This window comes from Paenibacillus sp. B01 (genome assembly GCF_009649995.1).
Taxonomy (GTDB): Bacteria; Bacillota; Bacilli; order Paenibacillales; family Paenibacillaceae; genus Paenibacillus_O; species Paenibacillus_O pasadenensis.
In genome coordinates, this window is the sequence record NZ_CP045802.1 from 1,413,779 (window position 1) to 1,435,709 (window position 21,931).

Below are 21,931 nucleotides of genomic sequence, written 5' to 3' on the forward strand. Positions count from 1 at the left end.
TTGGCTTGAAGCATGAGGCCGTACGAAAAATACTGCGGGAGATGGTAGCCGGCGGCTGGCTGGCCACAGTTGGAGGAGGAAGCAGTCGCCATCATGCTTATCGCATAACAGATAAAGGCTGGGCTTTGATTTGTCAGGAGCTATAAGCCCTCCCTCGTTTCCCACGATCCCGAATCTTATGCTATACTGAAGGAAGTCTGTTTTTTTGCAGGGAAAGCGGGGCTGCGGCCGATCCGGTCCCTGCCCGAGACGATGAGGCAAGGCGGACATCCGCCTAATCCATAGATGAAGGACGGGATTTCCACATATGATCAGCACTAGCGGCATTTCGCTTCGCTACGGCAAGCGGGCGCTTTTCGAAGACGTCAACATCAAGTTCACCCCCGGCAACTGCTACGGCCTGATCGGGGCGAACGGAGCGGGCAAGTCGACGTTCCTGAAGATCCTCTCCGGCGAGATCGAGCCCAACACGGGCGAGGTCCACATCACGCCGGGCGAGCGGATGGCCGTGCTCAAGCAGAACCATTTCGAATACGACGAGGTTCCGGTCCTCATGACCGTCATCATGGGCCACAAGAAGCTCTATGACGTCATGAACGAAAAGAACGCGCTGTACGCCAAGTCCGACTTCACGGACGAGGACGGCATGCGCGCGGGCGAGCTCGAGGCCGAGTTCGCCGACATGAACGGCTGGGAAGCGGAGTCCGAGGCAGCCGAGATGCTGAACGGCCTCGGCATCACGCCGGACCTGCACGACAAGCTCATGAAGGAGCTTGACGGCAACGCGAAGATCCGCGTCCTGCTGGCGCAAGCGCTGTTCGGCACGCCGAACATCCTGCTGCTCGACGAGCCTACCAACCACTTGGATATGCAGTCGATCGAATGGCTCGAGAAGTTCCTTTCCACCTATGAAGGCACCGTCGTGGTCGTCAGCCATGATCGCCACTTCCTGAACCAGGTGTGTACGCATATCGCGGACATCGACTTCGGCAAGGTCCAGATGTACGTCGGCAACTACGACTTCTGGTACGAGTCCAGCCAGCTGGCGCTCGCGCTGCAGCGCGACGCCAACAAGAAAAAAGAAGACAAGGTCAAGGAGCTGCAGGCGTTCATCCAGCGCTTCAGCGCCAACAAGTCCAAGTCCAAGCAGGCGACGAGCCGCAAAAAGATGCTCGACAAGATCACGCTCGACGACATCCGTCCTTCGAGCCGCAAGTATCCGTTCATCAACTTCAAGGGCGAGCGCGAGGCGGGCAAGCAGATCCTGCTGATCGAGGGCATCTCCAAAAACGTCGACGGCGAGCAGCTGCTGAGCAACTTCACGCTTACGGTCAACAAGGGTGACAAGATCGCCTTCGTCGGACCGAACACGCTGCCGAAAACGGCGCTGTTCCAGATCATCACGGGCGAGTCCGAAGCCGATGCCGGCACGTACCAATGGGGCATTACGACGATCCAGGGCTACTTCCCCAAGGACAACTCCAAGTACTTCGACGGCGTGGAGATGAACCTCGTCGACTGGCTGCGGCAGTACTCCAAGGATCAGGATGAGTCGTTCATCCGCGGCTTCCTCGGACGGATGCTGTTCTCCGGCGACGAGGCGCTCAAGAAGGCGAGCGTGCTCTCCGGCGGCGAGAAGGTCCGCTGCATGCTGTCCAAGATCATGCTGTCCGGCGCGAACGTGCTCGTCATGGACGAACCGACCAACCACTTGGACCTCGAGTCCATCACCGCGCTCAACAACGGCCTGATCGACACGGACTGCACCGTGCTGTTCACGTCGCATGACCATCAGTTCGTGCAGACGATCGCCAACCGCATCATCGAGATCACGCCAGGAGGCGTCATCGACCGCCTCATGACCTACGAGGAGTACCTCGAGAGCGACGATGTAAAGGCGATGCGCGACCGCCTTTACGCCGGTCAGCCGAGCTAGAGCTTATATCGAAAAGAACCGCCGCCTCCCGATTCGGGAAGCGGCGGTTTTTGCGTGGAAGGCTTGCCGGAACGCACAGCGGCGAAGCTGCTGCGCCGGATGGCGGGGGGCAACCGGATTATATCGGGTTGCAGAAACGTGATGGGCTCGCGGGAGCCGTGCAGCCGGATTATATCGGGTTGCAGAGACGTGAAGGGCTCGCGGGAGCCGTGCAGCCGGATTATATCGGGTGCAGCGCCCCCAGCGAGCCCGCCATAAGCGTGCGGCCGAATTCTCGGCCACGAGGCCGCGCCCTGCCTCTCCGCGCCCTGCCTCTCCGCGGCCACGAGCCCGCCGCCCTGCCTCTCCGCAGCTCGCGCCGCGCCCTGCCGCCGGCTAGTTCAAGAAGCCGTCGAGCGCGATCGTCGGCTTGCCGTCGGCCTGCCAGGCGCCTTTGTTGTAGCCGCCGTTGTAACCCGGCGTCGACTGCGGCTCCCAGTAGAACACGCCGAGGCCTTTGCCGCCAGAGATGTTCCGGATCTTCGTCTTGATGTCGGCGATGAAGCTCTTCGACGCGGCCGGCTGATTGTAATCGAGGCCGATCTCGCAGATCATGACGCTTTTGCCGTAGCGGGCGATCATGTCGTTGGCGTTGGCGACGGTCTGCGTCACTTTCGTCTGCCAGTCGGAGACGGAAGGATAGAGCGACATGCCGATGTAGTCGAATGTCGCGCCGTTCGCGATCAGCCCGCCAATGTTCCAGACGAACAGTGCGTTGTCGTAGCCGTTGGCCAGATGCACGATCGTCTTGGTCGACGGGAAGATGCTCTTGACCGCGTTGTTGCCCGTATTGACGAGCCAGGCGTAGTTTTTCATGTTGACGGAAGCGCGGCCGTCCTGCCACAGCATGCCGTCGTTCGTCTCGTTGCCGATCTGCACCCAGTCCGGCGTGACGCCCTTCGCCTTCATCGTGTTCATGACGTAGACGGTATGCGACCAGACGGCGTCCATCAGCTGGTTGAAGGTGAAGCCGGTCCACGCATAGGGCTTCGTCTGCTTGCCGGGATCGGCCCACGAGTCGCTGTAATGAAGCGACAGCATGACGCTCATGCCCTGCGCCTTCGCCCGCGCCGCCAGCGCGGCCGCCTTGTCGGCGTTCAGGTAGCCGTTGCCGTAGTCGCTCATATTCGGATTGACCCACACGCGGATGCGGGCGGAGTTCAGTCCGTAGTCGTTTTTGAGAATGTTGAAGATGTCCCGCGTGACGCCGTTTTTATCCTTCCACTTGTAGCCCTGCGCCTCCATGGCCGCCACCCAGCTGATGTCGGCTCCTTTGGCGAAGGCCGGCGCTGCCGCCGCCTTGCCGCCGACTCCGGCGCCGCCGGCGCCCTCCCATGCCGGAGCGAGCAGCAGGAGCAGCGCCGCCATCAGGATGGCGGCCGTCTGCTTCCATCTGCGCTGCCAGGCTTGCCGTCCGCTGCCAGGCCGCTCATGCTTTTCGCCAAGTCGAGCCGGGGTTTCCTGCAGCTGTCCGCCTAGCGGCGTCTCATGCGCTTCTTCCTGCTTTTGTCCGGATTGTCCCAATCGATTCATTCCTCATCTTCCTCCTTGCCGAAGTGGATTCCTCTGTATCGTAAGCGCTTACCAAGATTTCCCGACAGTGAGCGCAGCCATGATTTCTTATCCACATTCAACGACGAAGGGGACCGGCGGCGGCAGCGGCTCTGGCGGGGACCGCAGCAATCGCGGTATCCGCTTCCGCCATCGTGGAAAACATATAAAAAAGCGTTGCCCCGCGCAGTAGGCATCCGGCGGGCGGTAAAGGTACAATGGGGTATTAGTTCTCAAAACTCCTACCGGGTGGAGGCGGCAGCGATGTCAGGAGCGAAGAGAAAGTCCTATATCCCTTATTCCTATAAAATGATGATTCCGTACCTGCTGCTCGTGCTCGTCACCGACGCCCTGATCGGCACGATCTCGTACCGGATGCTCGTCGAGTCGCGGACGGAGATCGCGCGCACGAACATCCAGGCGGCGATGCAGCAGACGCGCACGAACATGCATTACCAGATGGAGGAGATCAAGCGCATCTCCGACACGCTGTTCGGCAGCGTTCCGTTTCAGCGCGCGCTGCAGAAGCGCGGCGACGAGCTGCAGGCGTATCTCACGATGCTCGACGAGATCGTGCCCAAGCTGCAGGAGCCGCTGCAGCTGTTCGGCAACCCGCTGCGCATCGAGCTGTACACGACGAATCCCGATCTGTACGAGATCGAGGGCGACGATCCGTCGACGAAGATCGAGCGCAGCGACTACTATGTGCTGTCGGCGGACAGGCTGCGCGGGAGCGCCTGGGCCGAGCAGGCCGGAGCCGGCGACGGCAGCCGCTGGATGCAGGTGGAGAGCGACGCGGAGCATCGGCAGCTGTCGCATTTGACGCGTCTCCTTTCCTACAGCGACTATCAGACGGCGATCGGCTACATCCGCATCACGGCGCGGCTCGACGACCTGCTCGGACGGTTCGACGCGTTCCCCGTGGAGAAGGGCATGACGCTGCGCCTGCTCGACCAGCCGAGCGGACGGACGCTGTATGAAAAGGGCGACGCCCACGAGGCGGACGCGCCCGGCCATCTGACGCTGAGCGAGGCGGTGCCGGGCAGCGGCTACGTCATCCAGGCGGTCGTATCGCAACGCTATCTGCAGGAGGACGCGCGCCGGCTCGGCCTCGTCATCGTCGGCGTCTGCTCGGTCAGCTTCGCCGTGATGGCGCTCATCGGCTTCATGGTGGCGCGGCTGTCCGGGCGCAAGATGCGCAAGATCGTGACGCTCGTGCAGTCGTTCCAGGACGGCAGCCTCGAGAAGCGGATCCGTTTCTCCGGCAAGGACGAGTTCGTGCAGATCGCCGATGCGTTCAACACGATGGCCGAGCATGTCAAGGAGCTGATCAGCAGCGTGTTCGCGCAAGGGCAGAAGCGCAAGCAGGCGGAGCTCGAGGCGCTGCAGGCGCAGATCAACCCGCATTTCCTGTACAACACGCTGTCCACGATCAGCAGCCTCGCCAACATGGGCGAGACGCGCCAGGTGACGGAGATGGTCAAGGGGCTGTCGCGCTTCTACCGGCTGTCGCTCAACGAGGGGCGCGTGCTCATCCCGCTCGGCCAGGAGCTGGAGCAGGTGCAGACGTATCTCGACATCCAGCGGGTGAAGTATGCCGACGCCTTCACGGTGCATCTGGACGCCGAGCCGGACATCGGCGAGCTGCGGGTGATGAAGCTGATCCTCCAGCCGTTCGTGGAAAATGTGTTCAAGCATGCCTGGTACGGCGAGAGCATCGCCATCCGCATCACGGCCCGCCGGCTCGGCGCCGATCTGGAGCTCAAGGTGATCGACAACGGCGTCGGCATGAACGCCGAGGCGCTGGAGCGGCTGCGCTCCGGCACGGCCGGCTCCGCAGCCGCGCCTGCCGCATCCGGCCTCGCGGGCGAGCCGTCCGAATTCGCTCCGGCGGCAGCTGTCCGGGCGTCCGGCTCCGCCGGCGCAGGCGGCAGCTACGGCATCCGCAACGTCGACGAGCGCATCCGGCTGCGCTACGGGGAGCGCTACGGCATTGAGGTCGGCAGCGTCTTTGGCGGCGGCACGACGGTGCGCATCCTGCTCCCCGCGGAGGGCGAGTGGGAGGACGGCATCGTCCGGGAAGAAAAGGAGGAAGGCCGATGAACGAAGCAATGCCGATTCGGGTGCTGCTCGTCGACGACGAGGCCGTCGATCTGGAATGGCTGCGCCGGCGCGTCGCGGGCAGCGGCCTGCCGGTTCAGGTGGCGGGCACGGCGAGCAGCGGCTTCGCCGCGCTCGACCTGCTGCAGCGCGAGCAGGTGGACGTCATCCTGACGGACATCCGCATGCCGATCATGAGCGGCATCGAGTTCGCCCGCCGCGCGAAGGAAGCCCGCCCGCATGTGAAGATCGTATTCATCAGCGGCCATGAGGACTTCCACTATGCCAAGGAGGCGCTGCGGCTGAGCGCGTCCGGCTATCTGCTCAAGCCGGTCGACGACGAGGAGCTGCTGGCGATGCTCGGCACGCTTTGCCGCGACGTCGAGCAGGAGAAGCGGGCGAGCCGCAGCGTCTCGGAGGCGCTGTCGCTGGCGGCGCGGGAGCTGCTGCTGCGCTGGCTCGGCGGGGACCGCTCGCCGCTGCTGGAGGAGCATCTGCAGCCCTACCTGCTGCCGGCCGCCGAGCACGGCGCCAGCTGCGCGCTGATCGAGATCGACGATCTGGAGTGGAAGGCCGCGTCGCTGGGCGAGGCGGAGCGCGACCGCCATATCGCCGCGATGGGCGCGTTCCTGCATGACTTCGCGGAACGCCGGCAGCTCGGGCTCATGCTCGCCGGCCTGCCGGGCGCGCGGGCCGTGCTGATCGCGCGGGCGGGCGCGGACCCGCGGCTCGAGGAGCTCGTCGCCGAGCTCGCGCGCCGCTTCCCGCTGACGGTCACGATCGGCGTCGGCCGTCCGGCGGGGCGCTGGCAGGAGCTGCCGGAGTCGTACCGCGAGGCGCAGGCGGCGCTGAGCGCCAAATGGCTGCTCGGCAAAAACCGCGTCCTGCGCGAGAGTCCCGAGCCGCTCGGCGACGAAGGTCCCTCCGCCGCCCAGGAGGCGGTCATCGACCGGATGCTCGCCGCCATCCTGCAGTACGATCTCGTCGAGATCGACGACTGCCTGCTGGAGCTGTTCGGCGGCTCCGGCCGGCTCCGCCGCAGCGAGGCGTACCCGCTCGTGCTGCGCCTGACGTCCAAGCTGCATGCCGACCTGCAGGCGATGGACGAGAACCTGTACGAGCTGCTCAAGTGGGACACGCATGAACCCGGCGTCATGTTCCAGTTCGAGACGATGAACGACCTGCTCTCTTGGCTGCGCAAGCGGCTGTTCGAGCTGTCGGAGCTGCTGCTCATCAAGAGCCGCCGCCACAGCCGCAAGCTGATCGACGAGATCAAGGCCTATGTCGAGGAGCGGCTGGAGCAGAAGGTGACGCTCAAGGAGACGGCCGCCCAGTTCAGCTTCACGCCGAACTACCTTGGACATCTGTTCAAGGAGGAGACCGGCCAGCATTTCAGCGACTATCTGCTCGAGCGCAAGCTGAAGCTCACCTGCGCCCTGCTTGAGGAGCCGACGCTCAAGATCTACGAGATCGCCGACCGGATGGGCTACAAGAACATCGTCTACTTCAACCGCCAGTTCAAGCAGGCGACCGGCATGTCGCCGGGCGAATACCGCAAGAAGGCGGGCATATAGCCCGCTTTTTCGGCGTTGATTTTGTCTCCGGGGACAGGAGGTCAGGAGGTCCGCTGCGCGAGCCGAGCCAAACCGGTGGACAGGAAGCCCGCTGCGCGAGCCGAGCCACTCTGATGGACAAGAAGCCCGCTGCGCGAGCCGAGCCTTTCTCCGATTCCACTGGAAGCCGGATGCCCTGATTGCCCGACCTCCTATTCGGAGGCCATCCGTCTTCCAAGAGGACCGCTGCCGCTTCTCCGAAAGGCATCGTCTCGCTTCGCTTGCCTTGTCCCTGCGTCGCCCACTCCCCCATTTTTTGGGAGAGTGGGCCGTCCCCCGCATACCTGGGGGACGGCAGCTCGCTCGGCACGCGGCCGAACCGGTCGGAGTTGCGCGGAAAACCGAGTAACTCGGGCAAACGGAGGTCCGAACGGTCGGAGATGCGCGGAAAAACCGAGTAACTCGGGCAAACGGAGGTCCGAACGTTCGGAGATGCGCGGAAAAACCGAGTAACTCGGGCAAGCGGAAGTTAAGTCCATATAATTGTGTAAAATGCTCCTGACCATAAAAAGAAAAGCCATGGTAGGACTCTCGGTTAGAATGGAAGTTGTCGAGACCAACATTCCAAGGAGAGTGCCTACACATGACTCAATACCAGATTACCGTAGATCAGGACATTTTGCACCAGCTGTTTATCGGAACCGATCGGGACGCGGGAGTGGCCCGCTTGCTGGAGACGGTGCTGAATCAGGTGCTGACAGCCCAGGCGACGGATCAGCTGGCGGCGCAGACATACGAGCGCACCAGCGAGCGCAAGGGCTATCGCAACGGCAGCTACGAGCGCGACGTCATTACCCGCGCTGGCAGCGTCACCTTGCGCGTCCTCCGGTTTCGGGACGGCTCCTTTTCTACCGAGCTTTTCGCCCGGTATCAGCGCAGCGAGCAAGCGCTGGTGCTCTCGCTCATGGAAATGGTCATCAACGGCGTGTCGACGCGCAAGGTGACTAAAATCACCGAGGAGCTGTGCGGAACCGAGTTCTCCAAGTCAACGGTCAGCCACCTGTGCAAGCAGCTGGACCCGGCTGTCCACGACTGGAACAACCGCTCTCTGGCCGACCACGCCTTCCCCTTCATCACCATCGATGCGATCTACGTGAAGGTGCGTGAAGAAGGCCGTATCTGTTCTCGAGGCGTTCTGGTAGGCTACGGCGTGAACGAGCAAGGCCGGCGTGAGATTCTGGGCCTGCGCGTTGACGACACCGAGTCGGAGGAGAGCTGGGGCGCCTACTTCCGCTGGCTGAAGGAGCGCTGCCTGCACGGCGTAGAGCTCGTCACGAGCGACTACCATGGCGGGCTGGTCAAGGCCATCGAGAAGGAGTTTCAAGGGGTCTCGTGGCAGCGGTGCCAGACGCACTTCATCAAGAACGTGCTGAACGCAGCGCCCAAAGCGCTCCAAAGCGAAATCAAGAGTCGCGTCCGATCGATCTTCGATGCGCCCGACATGAAGACGGCTCGTTCCTATCTCGAACAGACGCTTGAGGCGTATGCCGAGACAGCACCCAAAGCGATGAAAATACTGGAGGACGGGTTCGAGGACGCCGTCGCGGTGCTGGCCTTCCCGGAGGCCTACCGCGTGCGGCTGCGCACCTCCAACGGCATGGAACGCCTGAACGGGGAGATCCGCAGGCGCGAGACGGTCATCCGCATCTTTCCCAATCGCGCTTCCGTCCTTCGCCTCATCGGAGCCATGCTCATGGAAGAGAACGAGTACTGGATGACGAAGAAGCCGTACATGGACATGACGGACTTCAAGGCGTGGAAGAAGCAGAAAGCCACTCAGGGCGCCGGCTCGGAGGAGCAGGAAACCAGCACCACCATGACGGAAGCGACGGACAGCCTTTAAACCCGATTCCATTTTTTACCGAGAAGTGTTTTTACACACAATTATGGACTTGACCGCAAGCGGAGGTCCGAACGGTCGGAGATGCGCGGAAAAACCGAGTAACTCGGGCAAACGGAGGTCCGAACGTTCGGAGATGCGCGGAAAAACCGAGTAACTCGGGCAAACGGAGGTCCGAACGGTCGGAGATGCGCGGAAAAACCGAGTAACTCGGGCAAGCGGAGGCCGAACCGGATGGAGATGCGCGGAAAAACCGAGTAACTCGGGCAAGCAGGGGCCGAACTGGTCGGAGATGCGAGGTCAAATCAAGTAACTCCGGTAGGCAGGCGTGTCGGTTAGAGCCTGAAAGCCGGGCTAGTGAGCCGCTGCAACCCGATTTATTCGGGTTGGAGCCTGAATGCCGGGCTGGCGAGCCGCTGTAAGCCGATTTATTCGGGTTGGAGCCTGAAAGCCGGGCTAGTGAGCCGCTGCAACCCGATTTATTCGGGTTAGAGCCCGAAAGCCGGGCTGGCGAGCCGCTGTAAGCCGATTTATTCGGGTTGGAGCCTGAAAGCCGGGCTAGTGAGCTGCTGCAACCCGATTTATTCGGGTTAGAGCCCGAAAGCCGGGCTGGCGAGCCGCTGCAACCCGAATTATTCGGGTTGGAGCCTGAAAGCCGGGCTGGCGAGCCGCTGCAACCCGATTTATTCGGGTTGGAGCCTGAAAGCCGGGCTAGTGAGCTGCTGCAACCCGATTTATTCGGGTTGGAGCTTAAAAGACGGGCTAGTGAGCCGCTGTAAGCCGATTTATTCGGGTTAGAGCCTGAAAGCCGGGCTAGTGAGCCGCTGTAAGCCGATTTATTCGGGTTGGAGCCTGAAAGCCGGGCTAGTGAGCTGCTGCAACCCGATTTATTCGGGTTAGAGCCCGAAAGCCGGGCTGGCGAGCCGCTGTAAGCCGATTTATTCGGGTTAGAGCCTGAAAGCCGGGCTAGTGAGCTGCTGCAACCCGATTTATTCGGGTTAGAGCCTGAAAGCCGGGCTGGCGAGCCGCTGTAAGCCGATTTATTCGGGTTGGAGCCTGAAAGCCGAGCTGGTGAGCCGCTGTAAGCCGATTTATTCGGGTTAGGGCAGAGAGACGAGCTTGCGGGCAGCTAGAACCCAATTTTCCCGGGGGTTCAGTTCGTTATAGAAGCTTTCGAGGGTTCCGGAGAATGCGATCAAGAAATCCTGGTTACATGGAGATCGGAGCGAGTCTCTACGAAGCGGAGCGGGGGCGGCATTAGCGTCTAACCGATTGTATCGGTGATAGGGCTAGTCGGTGATGAGCGAAGGCAGCGAACCTATCGTCGAAACCAGAGAGCGAAGCGGACGGGGGCTCGTGGAGAAGCGGCAGCGGTTCCCTTGGAGGCCGGATTCCTTCCTTTCTGGGAGAATATAATCAAAGGAATCTGGGCTCCAGGGAGATCGGAACGAGTCCCCGCTCCGCGAAGCGGATACCGGTTTCTATGCCCGCACTGCCGCGCTGCCCGCGCTGCCCCGCTGCCCGCGCTGCCCGCTCCACCGCGCTGCCCGCTCCACCGCTCTGCCGCGCTGCCCGCGCTGCCCCGCTGCCCGCGCTGCCCGCTCCACCGCGCTGCCCGCTCCACCGCTCTGCCGCGCTGCCCGCACTGCCGCGCTGCCCGCTCTGCCGCGCTTCCCGCTCCACCGCGCTGCCCGCACTGCCGCGCTGCCCGCACTGCCGCGCTGCCCGCTCTGCCGCTCCGCCCGCGCTGCCCCGCTGCCCGCACCGCCCGCGCTGCCGCTCGCCCGCTCCCGTCCCTTTCCCCCTCCCGTTGAAAAAGTATCGGTTATTGTTGCTCCTCCCAATGTCGAAAAGCGGGCCTGCGGACCTATAATGGGACCGTAAGCCAGACTAGACCGCAACACCGAGAGGAGAGGGGCTCATGAACCGAGGCGGCTTTTGGTCGGACGTCAGCAAGTACCGCGTCCTCCTGCTCATGCTGCTGCCGGCCGTTCTGTTCTTCCTGCTGTTCGCCTACATCCCGATGGCCGGGATCGTGCTCGCGTTCAAGCAGTTCAATTACAACGGAGGCATTTTCGGCAGTCCGTGGAACGGACTCGACAACTTCCGGTTCTTCTTTGAATCCGGGGACGCCTGGCGGGTCACCCGCAACACGGCGCTGTACAATATCGCGTTCATCATCGTGAACAACGTGCTGCAGATCGCGGCGGCGATCCTGCTGTTCGAGGCGGCGCGGCCGTTCTTCCGCAAGATTTTCCAAACGATGCTGTTCCTGCCGTACTTCATCTCGTGGGTCGTCGTCGGGGCGATCGCCTACAACCTGTTCAACTACGACTACGGCATGCTGAACTCCGTGCTCGGCTGGCTCGGGATGGAGCCGATCGACGTGTACAACACGGCCGCCTACTGGCCGCTGCTGCTGGTCCTCATCTCGGCGTGGAAAGCGCTCGGCTACGGCACGGTCATGTACCTGGCCGCGATCACCGGCCTTGACCGCGAGATGTACGAGGCGGCGGAGATCGACGGCGCGAACATTTTCCAGCGCATCATCCACATCACGATCCCGAACCTGATGCCGACGCTCATCATCCTCGTGCTGCTGGCGATCGGCAACATCTTCCGCGGCGACTTCGGGATGTTCTACAACATGGTCGGCAACAACGGCATCCTGTTCTCGACGACCGACGTCATCGACACGTACGTGTTCCGCGCGCTGACGGCGAACAACGACATCGGCATGTCGGCCGCGGCCGGCTTCTACCAGTCGATCCTCGGCTTCGTCACGATCCTCGTCGCCAACTGGGCGGTCCGCCGCTACGACAAGGACCGGGCGCTGTTCTAGAAAGGAGGTCCATCCGACATGAAAAACCAAGCTGCGATCGCGGCCGCATCCGATGCGGTCCGCAGCAAGGCGGTCCGCCGGGACATGCTGCTGTTCCGCATCATCGGCTACGCCGTGCTGGCGCTGCTCGCGCTGTTCTGCTTCGTGCCGTTCCTGCTCGTGCTGTCCTCCTCGCTGACGAGCGAGAGCTCGATCATCGAGAACGGCTTCCAGCTGCTGCCGACGGAGTTCTCCACCGAAGCGTACTCGCTGCTGTTCCAGTACCCGGAGCAGATCCTGAGGGCTTACGGCGTCACGATCGGCGTGACGGCGCTCGGCACCTTCGCCGGACTGTTCCTGACGTCGATGACGGCGTACGTGCTGTCCCGCAAGGACTTCCGCTGGCGCAACTCGTTCTCGTTCTTCTTCTTCTTCACGACGCTGTTCAGCGGCGGGCTCGTCCCGTGGTACCTGCTCATCGTCAACTACCTGCAGCTCAAGGACACGTTCATCGTGCTCGTGCTGCCGATGCTGCTCAACGTGTTCTACATCATCGTCATGAAGTCGTTCATGAGCGGCATCCCGGAGGCGATCGTCGAGTCGGCCAAGATGGACGGCGCGGACGACTTCCGGATCTACTGGCAGCTCATCCTGCCGCTCGCCAAGCCGGCGCTCGCCACGATCGGACTGTTCCTGGCGCTCGGCTACTGGAACGACTGGTACAACGCGCTGCTGTTCGTCTCGAACGACAACCTGATGCCGCTCCAGTACTACCTGTACAAGATGCTCGGCAACATGGACGGCATGCGCAAGGCGCTCATCAGCTCCGGCGCGGTCGTCAACCTCAGCATCCCGACGGAGAGCCTCAAGATGGCGATGACCGTCACCGCGATCGGGCCGATCCTGCTGGCCTATCCGTTCATCCAGCGCTACTTCGTGCAAGGCCTGACGATCGGGTCCGTGAAGGGCTAGTCCTTTCTTATACTCATATAGGGGGAACATTCCATGAAAATGAAAACGAAAAAAGCAACCCTGCTTCCGCTGGCAGCCGCGCTGTCGCTGACCGCCGTCCTCTCCGCCTGCAGCGGCGGCGGCAATGCCGAGCCGTCCGCGGCTCCGACCGCCTCGCCGGCTCCGTCCGCAGCGGCAGGCGAATCGTCCGGCGCGGTCGACACGTCGCAGGAGGTCAAGCTCAAGATGATCCTCGTCGGCGGCAAGCCGGTCGACTACGACAAGGTGTTCGGCGAGCTGAACGCCAAGCTCAAGGAGAAGATCAACGCGACGGTCGACGTCGAGTTCCTCGACTGGTCCGACTGGAACCAGAAGTACCCGCTCAAGTTCGCGGCGAACGAGGACTTCGACCTCGTGTACACGGCGAACTGGGCGTACTACAACGACCAGGCGCTGAAGGGCGGCTTCCTGGAGCTGACGGAGGACATGCTGAAGAAGTACGCGCCGCAGACGATGGAGAGCATGCCGGCCGTATCGTGGGACCAGGCCAAGGTGGACGGCAAGCTGTACATGGTGCCGAACAACAACGTCGAGGTCAACGACAAGGTCGTCCTGTACCGCGAGGACCTGCGCAAGAAGCACAACCTGCCGGAGATCAACAGCCTCGACACGTACGCCCAGTATTTGAAAGCGATTGCGGCGAACGAGAAGGGCATCATCCCTTACGGCGCGAAGGCCGGCGACGGCTGGAAATGGCATGAGATGGACCAGGCGACGCTGGAGCAGCACAACGACTGGAACCTCGTCGACACGACGCTGCCGCTCGCCTACAAGATGGACGATGCCACGGGCCAGATCTTCAACATCTACGACACCCAGGAGTTCAAGGATCTGCTCGTGTACTACAAGGATCTGGCGGACAGCGGCGTCTGGAGCAAAAACGTCGTCAGCAACAAAAACGACGTCTGGCAGGACATCAAGGCCGGCAAGGTCGCTTCCTATGCCGCCCAGAACCTCGGCACCGCCGGCTCCAACCTGGCCGAGATGCGCCGCGACAACCCGTCGCTCGAGGTCGCCATCGCCGACATCACGCCGGACGGCAAGAAGATCGCCGCCATCTCCACCCAGAACGGCATGGCGGTCCACGCGACGAGCAAAAATCCGGAGCGCTCGCTCATGCTGATCGACCTGCTTCAGAACGACAAGGAGATCCACGACCTGACGATGTACGGCATTTCCGGCGAGAACTACGTGCCGGAGGGCGACGACAAGTATACGGCCGGACCGGCCGCAGGCAACTACACCGGCTTCTCCAACTGGGGCTGGAACTCGCCGCTCAACCGCAAGGACGCGTCCTATCCGAAGGAAGCGGACGACATCTTCAACAGCTGGCAGTCCAAGATCTACCACTTCCCGCTGGAGACGTTCGTGTTCAACGGCGAGAAGGTCAAGGCGGAGGTCGCCAACATCGGCAACGTCATGACGCGCTACGCGATTCCGCTGGAATACGGCCTCATCAAGGACATCGACAAAGGCCACGCCGACCTGATCAAGCAGCTTAAGGCCGCCGGCATCGACAAGGTGCAGGCCGAGATGCAGGCGCAGGTGGACGCGTTCCTCGCAGCGCAGAAGTAAGGAAACGAGCGGCGGCCATGCCGCCCGGCTCCTGGCCTTGAGGAAAGGCGACAGAGCTAGGCCACAGCGCCGTCCCGCGATTTCATTCATCGGCAGGGCTGCAGGAGCCCGCGACCGTCGTCCGTCCAGCTGCAGCCGTCCCCTCGCGGGGGCGGCTCGCGGCTTTTCAACCGAGAGGAGAGGCTACTATGGCAAAAAAACTCAAATTCCCCCCGGTCAGCCCGAAGCTGCCCGTCATGATGCACGGAGCGGATTACAACCCAGACCAGTGGCAGCATGATCCCGCCGTCCTGGAGGAGGACATCCGCCTCATGAAGCTCGCCGGCTGCAACGTCATGTCCGTCGGCATCTTCGCCTGGGCGGCGCTGGAGCCGGAGGAAGGGCGCTTCGAGTTCGGCTGGATGGACCGGCTGCTGGACACGTTCGCCGAAAACGGCATCTACGCCTGGCTGGCGACGCCGAGCGGCGCGCGTCCGGCCTGGATGTCGGAGAAGTACCCCGAGGTGCTGCGCGTCGGGGCGAACCGTGTGCGCAACCTGCACGGCATGCGCCACAACCACTGCTACACGTCGCCGGCGTACCGCGAGAAGACGCGCCTCATGAACGCCAAGCTGGCGGAGCGCTACGCGCATCATCCGGCGGTGCTCGGCTGGCATATCTCCAACGAGTACGGCGGCGAATGCCACTGCGGCTATTGCCAGGACGCGTTCCGGGCGTGGCTCAAGGAGCGCTACGGCTCGCTGGACGCGCTGAACGCCGCCTGGTGGGCGACGTTCTGGAGCCATACGTACACGTCGTGGGAGCAGGTCGAGTCCCCGGCGCCGCACGGCGAGACGATGGTGCATGGCCACAACCTCGACTGGCGCCGCTTCGTGACGCATCAGACGGCGGACTTCTGCCGCGCCGAGATCGCGCCGCTGAAGGCGGCCAATCCGGAGCTGCCGGCGACGACGAACCTGATGGACCTGTTCTACGACCTCGACTACCGCGAGCTCGCCAAGGTCATCGACGTCGTCAGCTGGGACGCCTACCCGATGTGGCATTCGCAGGCGAGCGACGCCGGCACGGCCGCCTGGTTCGCGTTCAACCACGACCTGTTCCGCTCGCTCAAGCAGCAGCCGTTCCTGCTCATGGAAAGCACGCCGAGCCTGACGAACTGGCAGCCGGTCAGCAAGCTCAAGCGTCCGGGCATGCATCGCCTCAGCTCGCTGCAGGCGGTGGCGCACGGCTCCGACTCGGTGCAGTATTTCCAGTGGCGCAAGAGCCGCGGCTCGAGCGAGAAGTTCCACGGCGCGGTCGTCGACCATGTCGGGCATGAGCATACGCGCGTGTTCCAGGACGTGGCCGAGCTCGGCCGCGAGCTGGCCGGGCTGACGGAGCTCGTCGGCACGGGCGTGCCGGCGGAGACGGCGATCGTCTTCGACTGGGACAACCGCTGGGCGGTGAACGACGCGCAGGGACCGCGCAACGGCGGCCTGCGCTACGAGCAGACGGTCGTGCAGCATTACAAGGCGCTGTGGGAAATGGGCGTGCCGGTCGACGTCATCGGCTCCGCCGATCCGCTGGACGGCTACAAGCTGTTGATCCTGCCGATGACGTACCTGCTGCGGCAGGACGCCGGCGAGCGCATCGAGGCGTTCGTGCGCGGCGGCGGCACGGTCGCGATGACGTACTGGAGCGGCGTCGTCGACGAGCATGACCTGTGCCGGCTGGACGGCTTCCCCGGACCGCTGCGGAAGGCGGCGGGCGTCTGGGCCGAGGAGATCGAGGGCTTGCACGACGGCGAGGAGAACCGCCTCGTGCTGCGCGAGGGCAATCCGCTCGGCCTGAGTGGCAGCTGGCGGATCCACGAGATCTGCGAGCTGATCCACGCCGAAGGCGCGGACGTCGTCGGCGAGTACGGCGAAGACTTCTACGCCGGGCGGCCGGCGCTGACGGTCCACGCCTTCGGCGAGGGCCGGGTGCACTACTTGGCCGCGCGCGTGGCCGATGAGGCGTTCTACGGGGCGTGGTACGGCGCGCTCGTCCGCGAGGCGGGCGTGGCGCGCGCGCTGGAGGCGGAGCTGCCGCCGGGCGTGACCGCGCAGCTGCGCAGCGACGGGGAGCACGACTACGTGTTCGTGCTTAACTTCTCCGGCGCGGCGGCGCAGGTTCGGCTCGGCGAGAGCGGACTCGTCCGCTTCGAGTCCGGCGAGCCGGCCGGCGCCGAGCTGGCGCTGCCGGCGCATGGCGCGGCGCTGCTGAAGCGCGCCGCGCGCCGCTAGCGCCGCGGAGCCGGGCGCAGAGCGCGGGCAGGCGGGGGCGCGCGGAGCTGGCGTGGAGGCGGGCGCGGCGCGGTGTGCGCGGAGCCGGAGGTGCGAAGCGGTGCGGAGGCAGGCGGGAGCAGCGGCGAGCGGAGCAGGCGGCGGAGCGCAGGCAGGCGGGCGGAGCTGGTGCGGAGGCAGGTGCGGAGGCAGGCGGGCAGAGCTGGTGGGTAGGCGGGCGGAGCAGGCGGCGAACGGCGGAGCACAGGCAGGCGGTGGCTGCGGAGCCGGTGCGTAGACGAGCTGGGCGAGCGGCATGCGAGCGAGGTGGCCAGCCGGGGTTAGAGTTAGCAGACCAGGCGTATTCCGCTTCTGCTGCGGAGCCCCGCGACCTCACGGCTGGCTAACGACGAATCAGCTTGTTAAAGCGCAGATTTCATCCCCCTCTAAAATCTAGCGACGCGTGAAGCGCTTAGCGAAGAAAATGGCCCCTGAATAAGCTGTGAACCGAGGATTTCGCAGTTCTTAGCGTCTGATTCGTCGTTAAATTTTCGAACAGGCTCAATCATGCCTTCTAAGCGTCTCAGCCGTCGTTAGAATGAGTCAGACCCTCGAATTGGCGCATCCCGTCAGCAGTCAAACTAAAGAAGCGCTCCAATCCACGTTGCATGTGGATTGGAACGCTTTTTTTCGTTTTCTGCTCCCTCCGATCCGAGCCCAGTCCCGTTAAGTCGATTTTATCGAGCTAATGCAGCCGCACGCCCGATTCGGAGCGGGTTAAGTCGATTTTATCGAGTTAGCGCCAGCCCAACGTTCGAGTCGAGGCCAGCGCGAGGTATGCTTGCGCGGCGGCTCTTCGTGCTGACGGTCTGGCTGTCGTGCGAGTCCGCATGGCTGGCAAAGGGGGCGCCTCCGCCCCTGGACCCCGTCTCACCCCGCTCCTGCCCCGCCTCGCTGCCTGTGCGCTCATTCCCTCGCCCGCCCGTTCCCGCCGCGCTTACCCGACTCACCCTGCCCCAGACTCACCCCGCCCTCGGCTGCCGGGCTTCCAATCGCCGCCGCGCCGCCGGGAAGGCGAGCAGCAGCAGGAGCAGCAGCGGCCCGCCGAGGTAGAGGATGAGGTCGTAGTACGGAAACTGCGCCTTGATCAGCTCGTTATAGGCGGCGATGTTCGGCACGCTGATCATGCCTCCCGCCAGCATCAGCAGGCAGAGCGGCATGGCGAGGATGCGGTCGTCCTGCAGCTGCGCGATCTCGCTTATCGTTTTTTGCAGCGAAAAGCTGTAGAGCAGCGCCTTGTAGAACACGGTGACGATCCAGAGAAAGGTCAGGAGGGCTTCCAGCCGTTCGAGGAACCGACCGATCTCGATGCGCTGGGCGAGCTGGAACGTCGGATAATGCTTGAGCTCCATCATGCTCGGCCCGAGCACCAGCACGCAGAGCAGCAGGATGAGGAACAGCATGAGCCCGCCTGTCAGGAAGCCATTGAATATGGCGGAGCGCGCCGCTTTCCGGTCATCCTCCAGGTAAGGCGTCAGCATGAGCAGCACCGCCGACTCCAGGAAGCCGTAGGCGAAGGAGAGAAAAGAGCCCTCGGCGATCTGCGGCATGCCCGCTCCGGCGATCGGCAGCAGCTGATCCGCCTTGATCTGCGGCAGCAGGCACAACGACAGGAACAGGAACATGGCGATGAAGATCGGGTACAGCAGCTCGCTCGTCCGCGCGAACGTCTCGATGCCGTACCGCAGGCCCGCTGCGATGACGATCAGGAAAGCGAGCATGATCGCCTCTGCCGGCGTCTCGCGCATCATCTGCGCGCGCATGAACAGGCTGATCTCGGCCAGCAGCGCCAGCACCATGGCGTAAAACCCATACGCATAGACGAGTCCGAGCGCGCTGCCCGCGATGCGTCCGAGCAGCGCCGTCCAGGCTCCGACGAAGCTGAGGCGGCCGAGACGGCCGAGCAGGGCGGCATACGCCCAGGCGAGCGCCATGCCGCATGCGATTGCCGCCAGCTGAGACAGCCAGGCGTCCTGATGGGAGATGTTGCCCATCAGGTTGGGCAGGATGAGGATCGAGTCGCCGATCAGGCTGAACACGATCATGATCTTGAACTGGCGCGCGGAGATGCGTCCGTTGCCGATCGGCTTCATCCGGTCTTCCCCCCGCGGAACAGGCTTGTCAGATCGAGCGGATTGGGAAGCGGAACGTGCAGGCCGTGCGCCGCGAAAAGCAGCAGTCCGGCGAGGCCGATGGCCGCGGCCAGGACGAGCTCCTTTTTGCGGCCGCGCCGCAGCAGCTCGCGCCGGTCCAGGGCCGCGGCGGCTGCAAGCCAAAAGCATCCGGTCAGCAGGGCGTACATATTCGCGTTCCTCCTATTCTTTCGGCTTCACGGAATTGCCGATCGTGCCGGTCTTGCGGATGACGACGTCGATATCGAAGACAATGGCGGCCTGGGAGAAGCCGCTGCTGTTCCAATCGTCCCTCGCCCGCTCCCAGTAAGCCGGATGCTTCTTGGCGAGCGCGCTGCCGAAGCCGAGCACGTCCGTCTCGTGCCTCTTGGCCCAGCGGATCGCGGCTTCCGCATTGCTGCGCACGATGTTCTCCGACCGCTTTTCCAAATCGACGAACGTCGCGTCGCGGTTGAAGTCCACCATCGAGCAGGCATTTTCGACGACGTCGCCCTGCGCCCAGATCTTGACGAGGAACTCGGGCTTGCCGTCCCGCAATCGCGGCATGAGGCGCGTGACGGACGACGTCACCTCGATGCCGGTATAGCCGGTCGGCGAGCAGGGCAGCTCGATCGAGGTGCTGTCCAGGTTGTCGGTCAGATCGGTGAAGCCCTTGCTCTCCTTTTCGTTCAGCCAGCCGATCAGCTTGTCGCCCTTGAAGGCGCCGATGCCGCGGTAGTTGTAGGAGGCGGCCGGCCGGAATCCGGTCAGGTTGGAGGGCCTGCCTGCCTGCTTGCGGCTGCCCTCGATCTCGATGCCGGTCAGCACGAGCTGCTGGCCGTCGTCCGACAGCTTGTTGATCATGTCGCTCATCGTGACCGCCACCGTAGGCGCCCAGGAGCGCTCCGACGTGCGCAGCGACTGCTGCATGCTGTAAGTAGGCAGCCGCTCGAGCGGCGTATACAGGTCGAGGATTTCCGCGGCCGTAGCGCCGCGCGCGATGACGACGTTGTAGTCCATGCGCGCCTCGTTGTCCCGCAAAGGGCTGTCGATGACGCTGGCGACGCCGCGGCGCGCGATCTCCTCGCTCAGCACGAACAGCTGCAGATGGCCGAGGTACATGAGGCGGGGCGCTTGCGTCGTCAAGGAGCGCGCTGCCTCGAAGATCGTATTGCCGCGCCCCTGGTACAGCGTGCCGGGAGCCCGGCTCGCGCCTTTGGTTTTGGAAGAGATCTCGCTCGGATTGACGACCTGGAACGACACGAGGTATTGCCCGTCAACCCAATCGATGCCCATGCCCAGCACGACGAGCAGGTCGTTGAGCTCGCGCCGGCTCCAGCAGCCGCTCAGCAGCAGCAGGCAGGACAGCACGAGGCAGATTCGCATTCGTTTCCGCACGGAAAATCACGCTCCTTAATCGTGGCGGCGGTCCCGGTACCGCCTCGCGCCGGCGCGGCGGGACAGCATCGGCTGCAGGAAGCCCGTCCAGCGCGGCGCCCGCGCCAGCGTATCGGCCAGCCCGCGCGTGCGCAACGGCGCGATCGGGGACATGTAGCTTTCGCCGAACGTCTTCAGCGAGGAGAGATGAAGCAGCAGCAGCAGCGCCAGGATGATGCCGTACAGCCCGAACGACGCGGCGACGGCCATGAACGCGAAGCGCAGCATGCGGATCGGGATCGAGATGCTGTACGAGGGAAGCGTGAAGGTCGCGATCGCCGTCACCGAGACGACGATGACCATCGCGGCCGAGACGATGCCCGCATCGACCGCCGCCTGCCCGATGACAAGCGTGCCGACGACCGACACGGCCTGGCCGATCGGCCGCGGCATGCGCAGCCCCGCCTCGCGCAGGATCTCGAACGTGATCTCCATGACGAGCGCCTCGACGAAGGCGGGAAAAGGAACGCCCTCGCGCTGCGCCATCAGGCTGAACAGCAGCGTGAACGGCAGCATGTCGCGGTGGAACGTCGTAATCGCGATGTAGATCGACGGCAGCAGCAGCGCGATGAACAGGCCGAGCAGGCGCAGCATCCGCAGCAGGCTGGAGTAAAGCGCGGCCTGATAGTAGTCCTCCGCCGACTGCATGAACGTGAAGAACGGGGCCGGCGCGATCAACGCGTCCGGCGAGCCGTCCACGAGGATGGCGATCTTGCCTTCCATCAGCTCGCCCGCGACGCTGTCGGGGAGCTCGGTGTTTTTTATCGTAGGAAAAAAAGAGCGCCGGTCGTCCGCGATCAGCTCTTCCACGTAGCCGCTGTCCAGCACGCCGTCGATATCGATCGCCTGCAGCCGGGAGCGGGCCTCTTCCACGACCGAAGGCTTGGCCAGCCCCTGGATGTAGATGAGGCATACCTCGGTCTTGGTCATGCGCCCGAGCTGCATCGACTCCATCCACAGGCGAGGGTCCTTGATCTTGCGCCGCAGCAGCGCCGTGTTGACCCGCATCGTCTCCGTGAAGCTCTCCCGCGGACCGCGGATCGCGGTCTGGTTGGGCGACTCGGCGATTTCGCGGCTCTTCCACTTCGCATTGGAAGCCGCAAAGGCGAGCTCGCTGCCGTCCAGCACGAGAATCGCGCTGCCGCTCAGCAGCCGCTCATAAAGCGCCGCCATGTCGGGGACCGGATCGCCGCTGCCGATCGTGCCGAGCAGCCGCAGCGCGGCGGAAGCGACGGCCGCTGCCGGAGGGGCGAGCCCGTCCTCCTCCGCTCCGGCCGCCTGCAGCACGTCGGAGATGTAGCGGTCGGCCGTCTCCTCATCGGATATGCCGTCGATGTAGACGAGCGCGGCGGGAGGCGACGGAGCGGCGGGATCGCCGAACCGTCGGATGACGAGATCGCCGCTCCCGCCCATGTCCTGGCGGATCGTCTCGAGCAGCCGGCCGGCATCGGGATCGAGCGGCAGCGGCTGCAGCATGCCCGGCTCCGTGCCTTCCCAGCTGAATGTCGGTTTCATCCATGACCGCCGCCTTTTTACGCGTTTCCGTCCAGGCAGCGTTGCGGCCTGGTCTGTGAGAAGTGTGCCCAGCCGCGAG

At 63.8% G+C, this 21,931-nt stretch carries 13 protein-coding genes; 8 read left to right on the forward strand and 5 right to left on the reverse strand.

The window, feature by feature from the left end; genetic code table 11:
- Nucleotides 1-307 precede the first annotated feature (307 nt).
- A complete protein-coding gene (locus GE073_RS06165; protein WP_028597923.1) occupies nucleotides 308-1,936 on the forward strand; it encodes an ABC-F family ATP-binding cassette domain-containing protein in 1,629 nt (542 codons plus the stop codon).
- A 375-nt stretch (nucleotides 1,937-2,311) separates the two neighbouring features.
- Here GE073_RS06165 and GE073_RS06170 read toward each other — a convergent pair whose 3' ends face one another.
- A complete protein-coding gene (locus tag GE073_RS06170; RefSeq protein WP_153784680.1) occupies nucleotides 2,312-3,343 on the reverse strand; it encodes a glycosyl hydrolase 53 family protein in 1,032 nt (343 codons plus the stop codon).
- A gap of 447 nt (nucleotides 3,344-3,790) precedes the next feature.
- Here GE073_RS06170 and GE073_RS06175 point away from each other — a divergent pair, with 447 nt between their 5' ends.
- From GE073_RS06175 to GE073_RS06205, 7 genes are all read left to right on the forward strand, one after another.
- The gene (locus tag GE073_RS06175) at nucleotides 3,791-5,629 is read left to right on the forward strand and encodes a sensor histidine kinase (RefSeq protein ID WP_153783053.1); all 1,839 of its coding nucleotides are present in this window, start codon (nucleotides 3,791-3,793) and stop codon (nucleotides 5,627-5,629) included.
- On the forward strand, nucleotides 5,626-7,200 hold the full coding sequence (locus tag GE073_RS06180; RefSeq protein ID WP_228551317.1) for a response regulator: 1,575 nt from the start codon (nucleotides 5,626-5,628) through the stop codon (nucleotides 7,198-7,200). The genes GE073_RS06175 and GE073_RS06180 overlap by 4 nt, the downstream gene beginning before the upstream one ends.
- Nucleotides 7,201-7,822: 622 nt before the next feature.
- Nucleotides 7,823-9,082, forward strand: a complete 1,260-nt coding sequence (locus GE073_RS06185) for an IS256 family transposase (protein WP_153783054.1) — start codon at nucleotides 7,823-7,825, stop codon at nucleotides 9,080-9,082.
- Between the two features lie 1,918 nt (nucleotides 9,083-11,000).
- Nucleotides 11,001-11,921, forward strand: a complete 921-nt coding sequence (locus GE073_RS06190) for an ABC transporter permease (RefSeq protein WP_153783055.1) — start codon at nucleotides 11,001-11,003, stop codon at nucleotides 11,919-11,921.
- Between the two features lie 84 nt (nucleotides 11,922-12,005).
- On the forward strand, nucleotides 12,006-12,872 hold the full coding sequence (locus GE073_RS06195; protein WP_228551818.1) for a carbohydrate ABC transporter permease: 867 nt from the start codon (nucleotides 12,006-12,008) through the stop codon (nucleotides 12,870-12,872).
- A gap of 33 nt (nucleotides 12,873-12,905) precedes the next feature.
- Nucleotides 12,906-14,486, forward strand: coding sequence for a DUF3502 domain-containing protein (locus tag GE073_RS06200; RefSeq protein ID WP_323744191.1), 1,581 nt, complete (start codon nucleotides 12,906-12,908; stop codon nucleotides 14,484-14,486).
- A 188-nt stretch (nucleotides 14,487-14,674) separates the two neighbouring features.
- On the forward strand, nucleotides 14,675-16,750 hold the full coding sequence (locus tag GE073_RS06205) for a beta-galactosidase (RefSeq protein ID WP_101808687.1): 2,076 nt from the start codon (nucleotides 14,675-14,677) through the stop codon (nucleotides 16,748-16,750).
- 1,001 nt (nucleotides 16,751-17,751) lie between these two features.
- Here GE073_RS06205 and GE073_RS06210 read toward each other — a convergent pair.
- The 4 genes from GE073_RS06210 to GE073_RS06220 are packed head-to-tail and all read right to left on the reverse strand — an operon-like array spanning nucleotide 17,752 to nucleotide 21,852.
- Entirely contained in the window at nucleotides 17,752-18,882 is a 1,131-nt protein-coding gene (locus GE073_RS06210; RefSeq protein WP_194843289.1) for a GerAB/ArcD/ProY family transporter, read from the reverse strand.
- Nucleotides 18,879-19,091: a hypothetical protein gene (locus tag GE073_RS24995; RefSeq protein ID WP_028600402.1), complete on the reverse strand. Its 213-nt coding sequence runs from the start codon at nucleotides 19,089-19,091 to the stop codon at nucleotides 18,879-18,881. The genes GE073_RS06210 and GE073_RS24995 overlap by 4 nt, the downstream gene beginning before the upstream one ends.
- 13 nt (nucleotides 19,092-19,104) lie before the next feature.
- The gene (locus GE073_RS06215) at nucleotides 19,105-20,298 is read right to left on the reverse strand and encodes a Ger(x)C family spore germination protein (protein WP_228551319.1); all 1,194 of its coding nucleotides are present in this window, start codon (nucleotides 20,296-20,298) and stop codon (nucleotides 19,105-19,107) included.
- Nucleotides 20,299-20,313: 15 nt separating this feature from the next.
- Complete coding sequence (locus GE073_RS06220) at nucleotides 20,314-21,852, reverse strand: spore germination protein (RefSeq protein WP_153783058.1); 1,539 nt, start codon at nucleotides 21,850-21,852, stop codon at nucleotides 20,314-20,316.
- Between the last annotated feature and the right edge of the window lie 79 nt (nucleotides 21,853-21,931).

What these genes read in the sequence shown, in the direction of transcription:
- GE073_RS06165 (WP_028597923.1), top strand. Translation starts at nt 308, where the DNA reads ATGATCAGCACTAGCGGCATTTCGCTTCGCTACGGCAAGCGGGCGCTT.
- GE073_RS06170 (WP_153784680.1), bottom strand. Translation starts at nt 3,343, where the DNA reads ATGGCGGCGCTGCTCCTGCTGCTCGCTCCGGCATGGGAGGGCGCCGGC.
- GE073_RS06175 (WP_153783053.1), top strand. Translation starts at nt 3,791, where the DNA reads ATGTCAGGAGCGAAGAGAAAGTCCTATATCCCTTATTCCTATAAAATG.
- GE073_RS06180 (WP_228551317.1), top strand. Translation starts at nt 5,626, where the DNA reads ATGAACGAAGCAATGCCGATTCGGGTGCTGCTCGTCGACGACGAGGCC.
- GE073_RS06185 (WP_153783054.1), top strand. Translation starts at nt 7,823, where the DNA reads ATGACTCAATACCAGATTACCGTAGATCAGGACATTTTGCACCAGCTG.
- GE073_RS06190 (WP_153783055.1), top strand. Translation starts at nt 11,001, where the DNA reads ATGAACCGAGGCGGCTTTTGGTCGGACGTCAGCAAGTACCGCGTCCTC.
- GE073_RS06195 (WP_228551818.1), top strand. Translation starts at nt 12,006, where the DNA reads ATGCTGCTGTTCCGCATCATCGGCTACGCCGTGCTGGCGCTGCTCGCG.
- GE073_RS06200 (WP_323744191.1), top strand. Translation starts at nt 12,906, where the DNA reads ATGAAAATGAAAACGAAAAAAGCAACCCTGCTTCCGCTGGCAGCCGCG.
- GE073_RS06205 (WP_101808687.1), top strand. Translation starts at nt 14,675, where the DNA reads ATGGCAAAAAAACTCAAATTCCCCCCGGTCAGCCCGAAGCTGCCCGTC.
- GE073_RS06210 (WP_194843289.1), bottom strand. Translation starts at nt 18,882, where the DNA reads ATGAAGCCGATCGGCAACGGACGCATCTCCGCGCGCCAGTTCAAGATC.
- GE073_RS24995 (WP_028600402.1), bottom strand. Translation starts at nt 19,091, where the DNA reads ATGTACGCCCTGCTGACCGGATGCTTTTGGCTTGCAGCCGCCGCGGCC.
- GE073_RS06220 (WP_153783058.1), bottom strand. Translation starts at nt 21,852, where the DNA reads ATGAAACCGACATTCAGCTGGGAAGGCACGGAGCCGGGCATGCTGCAG.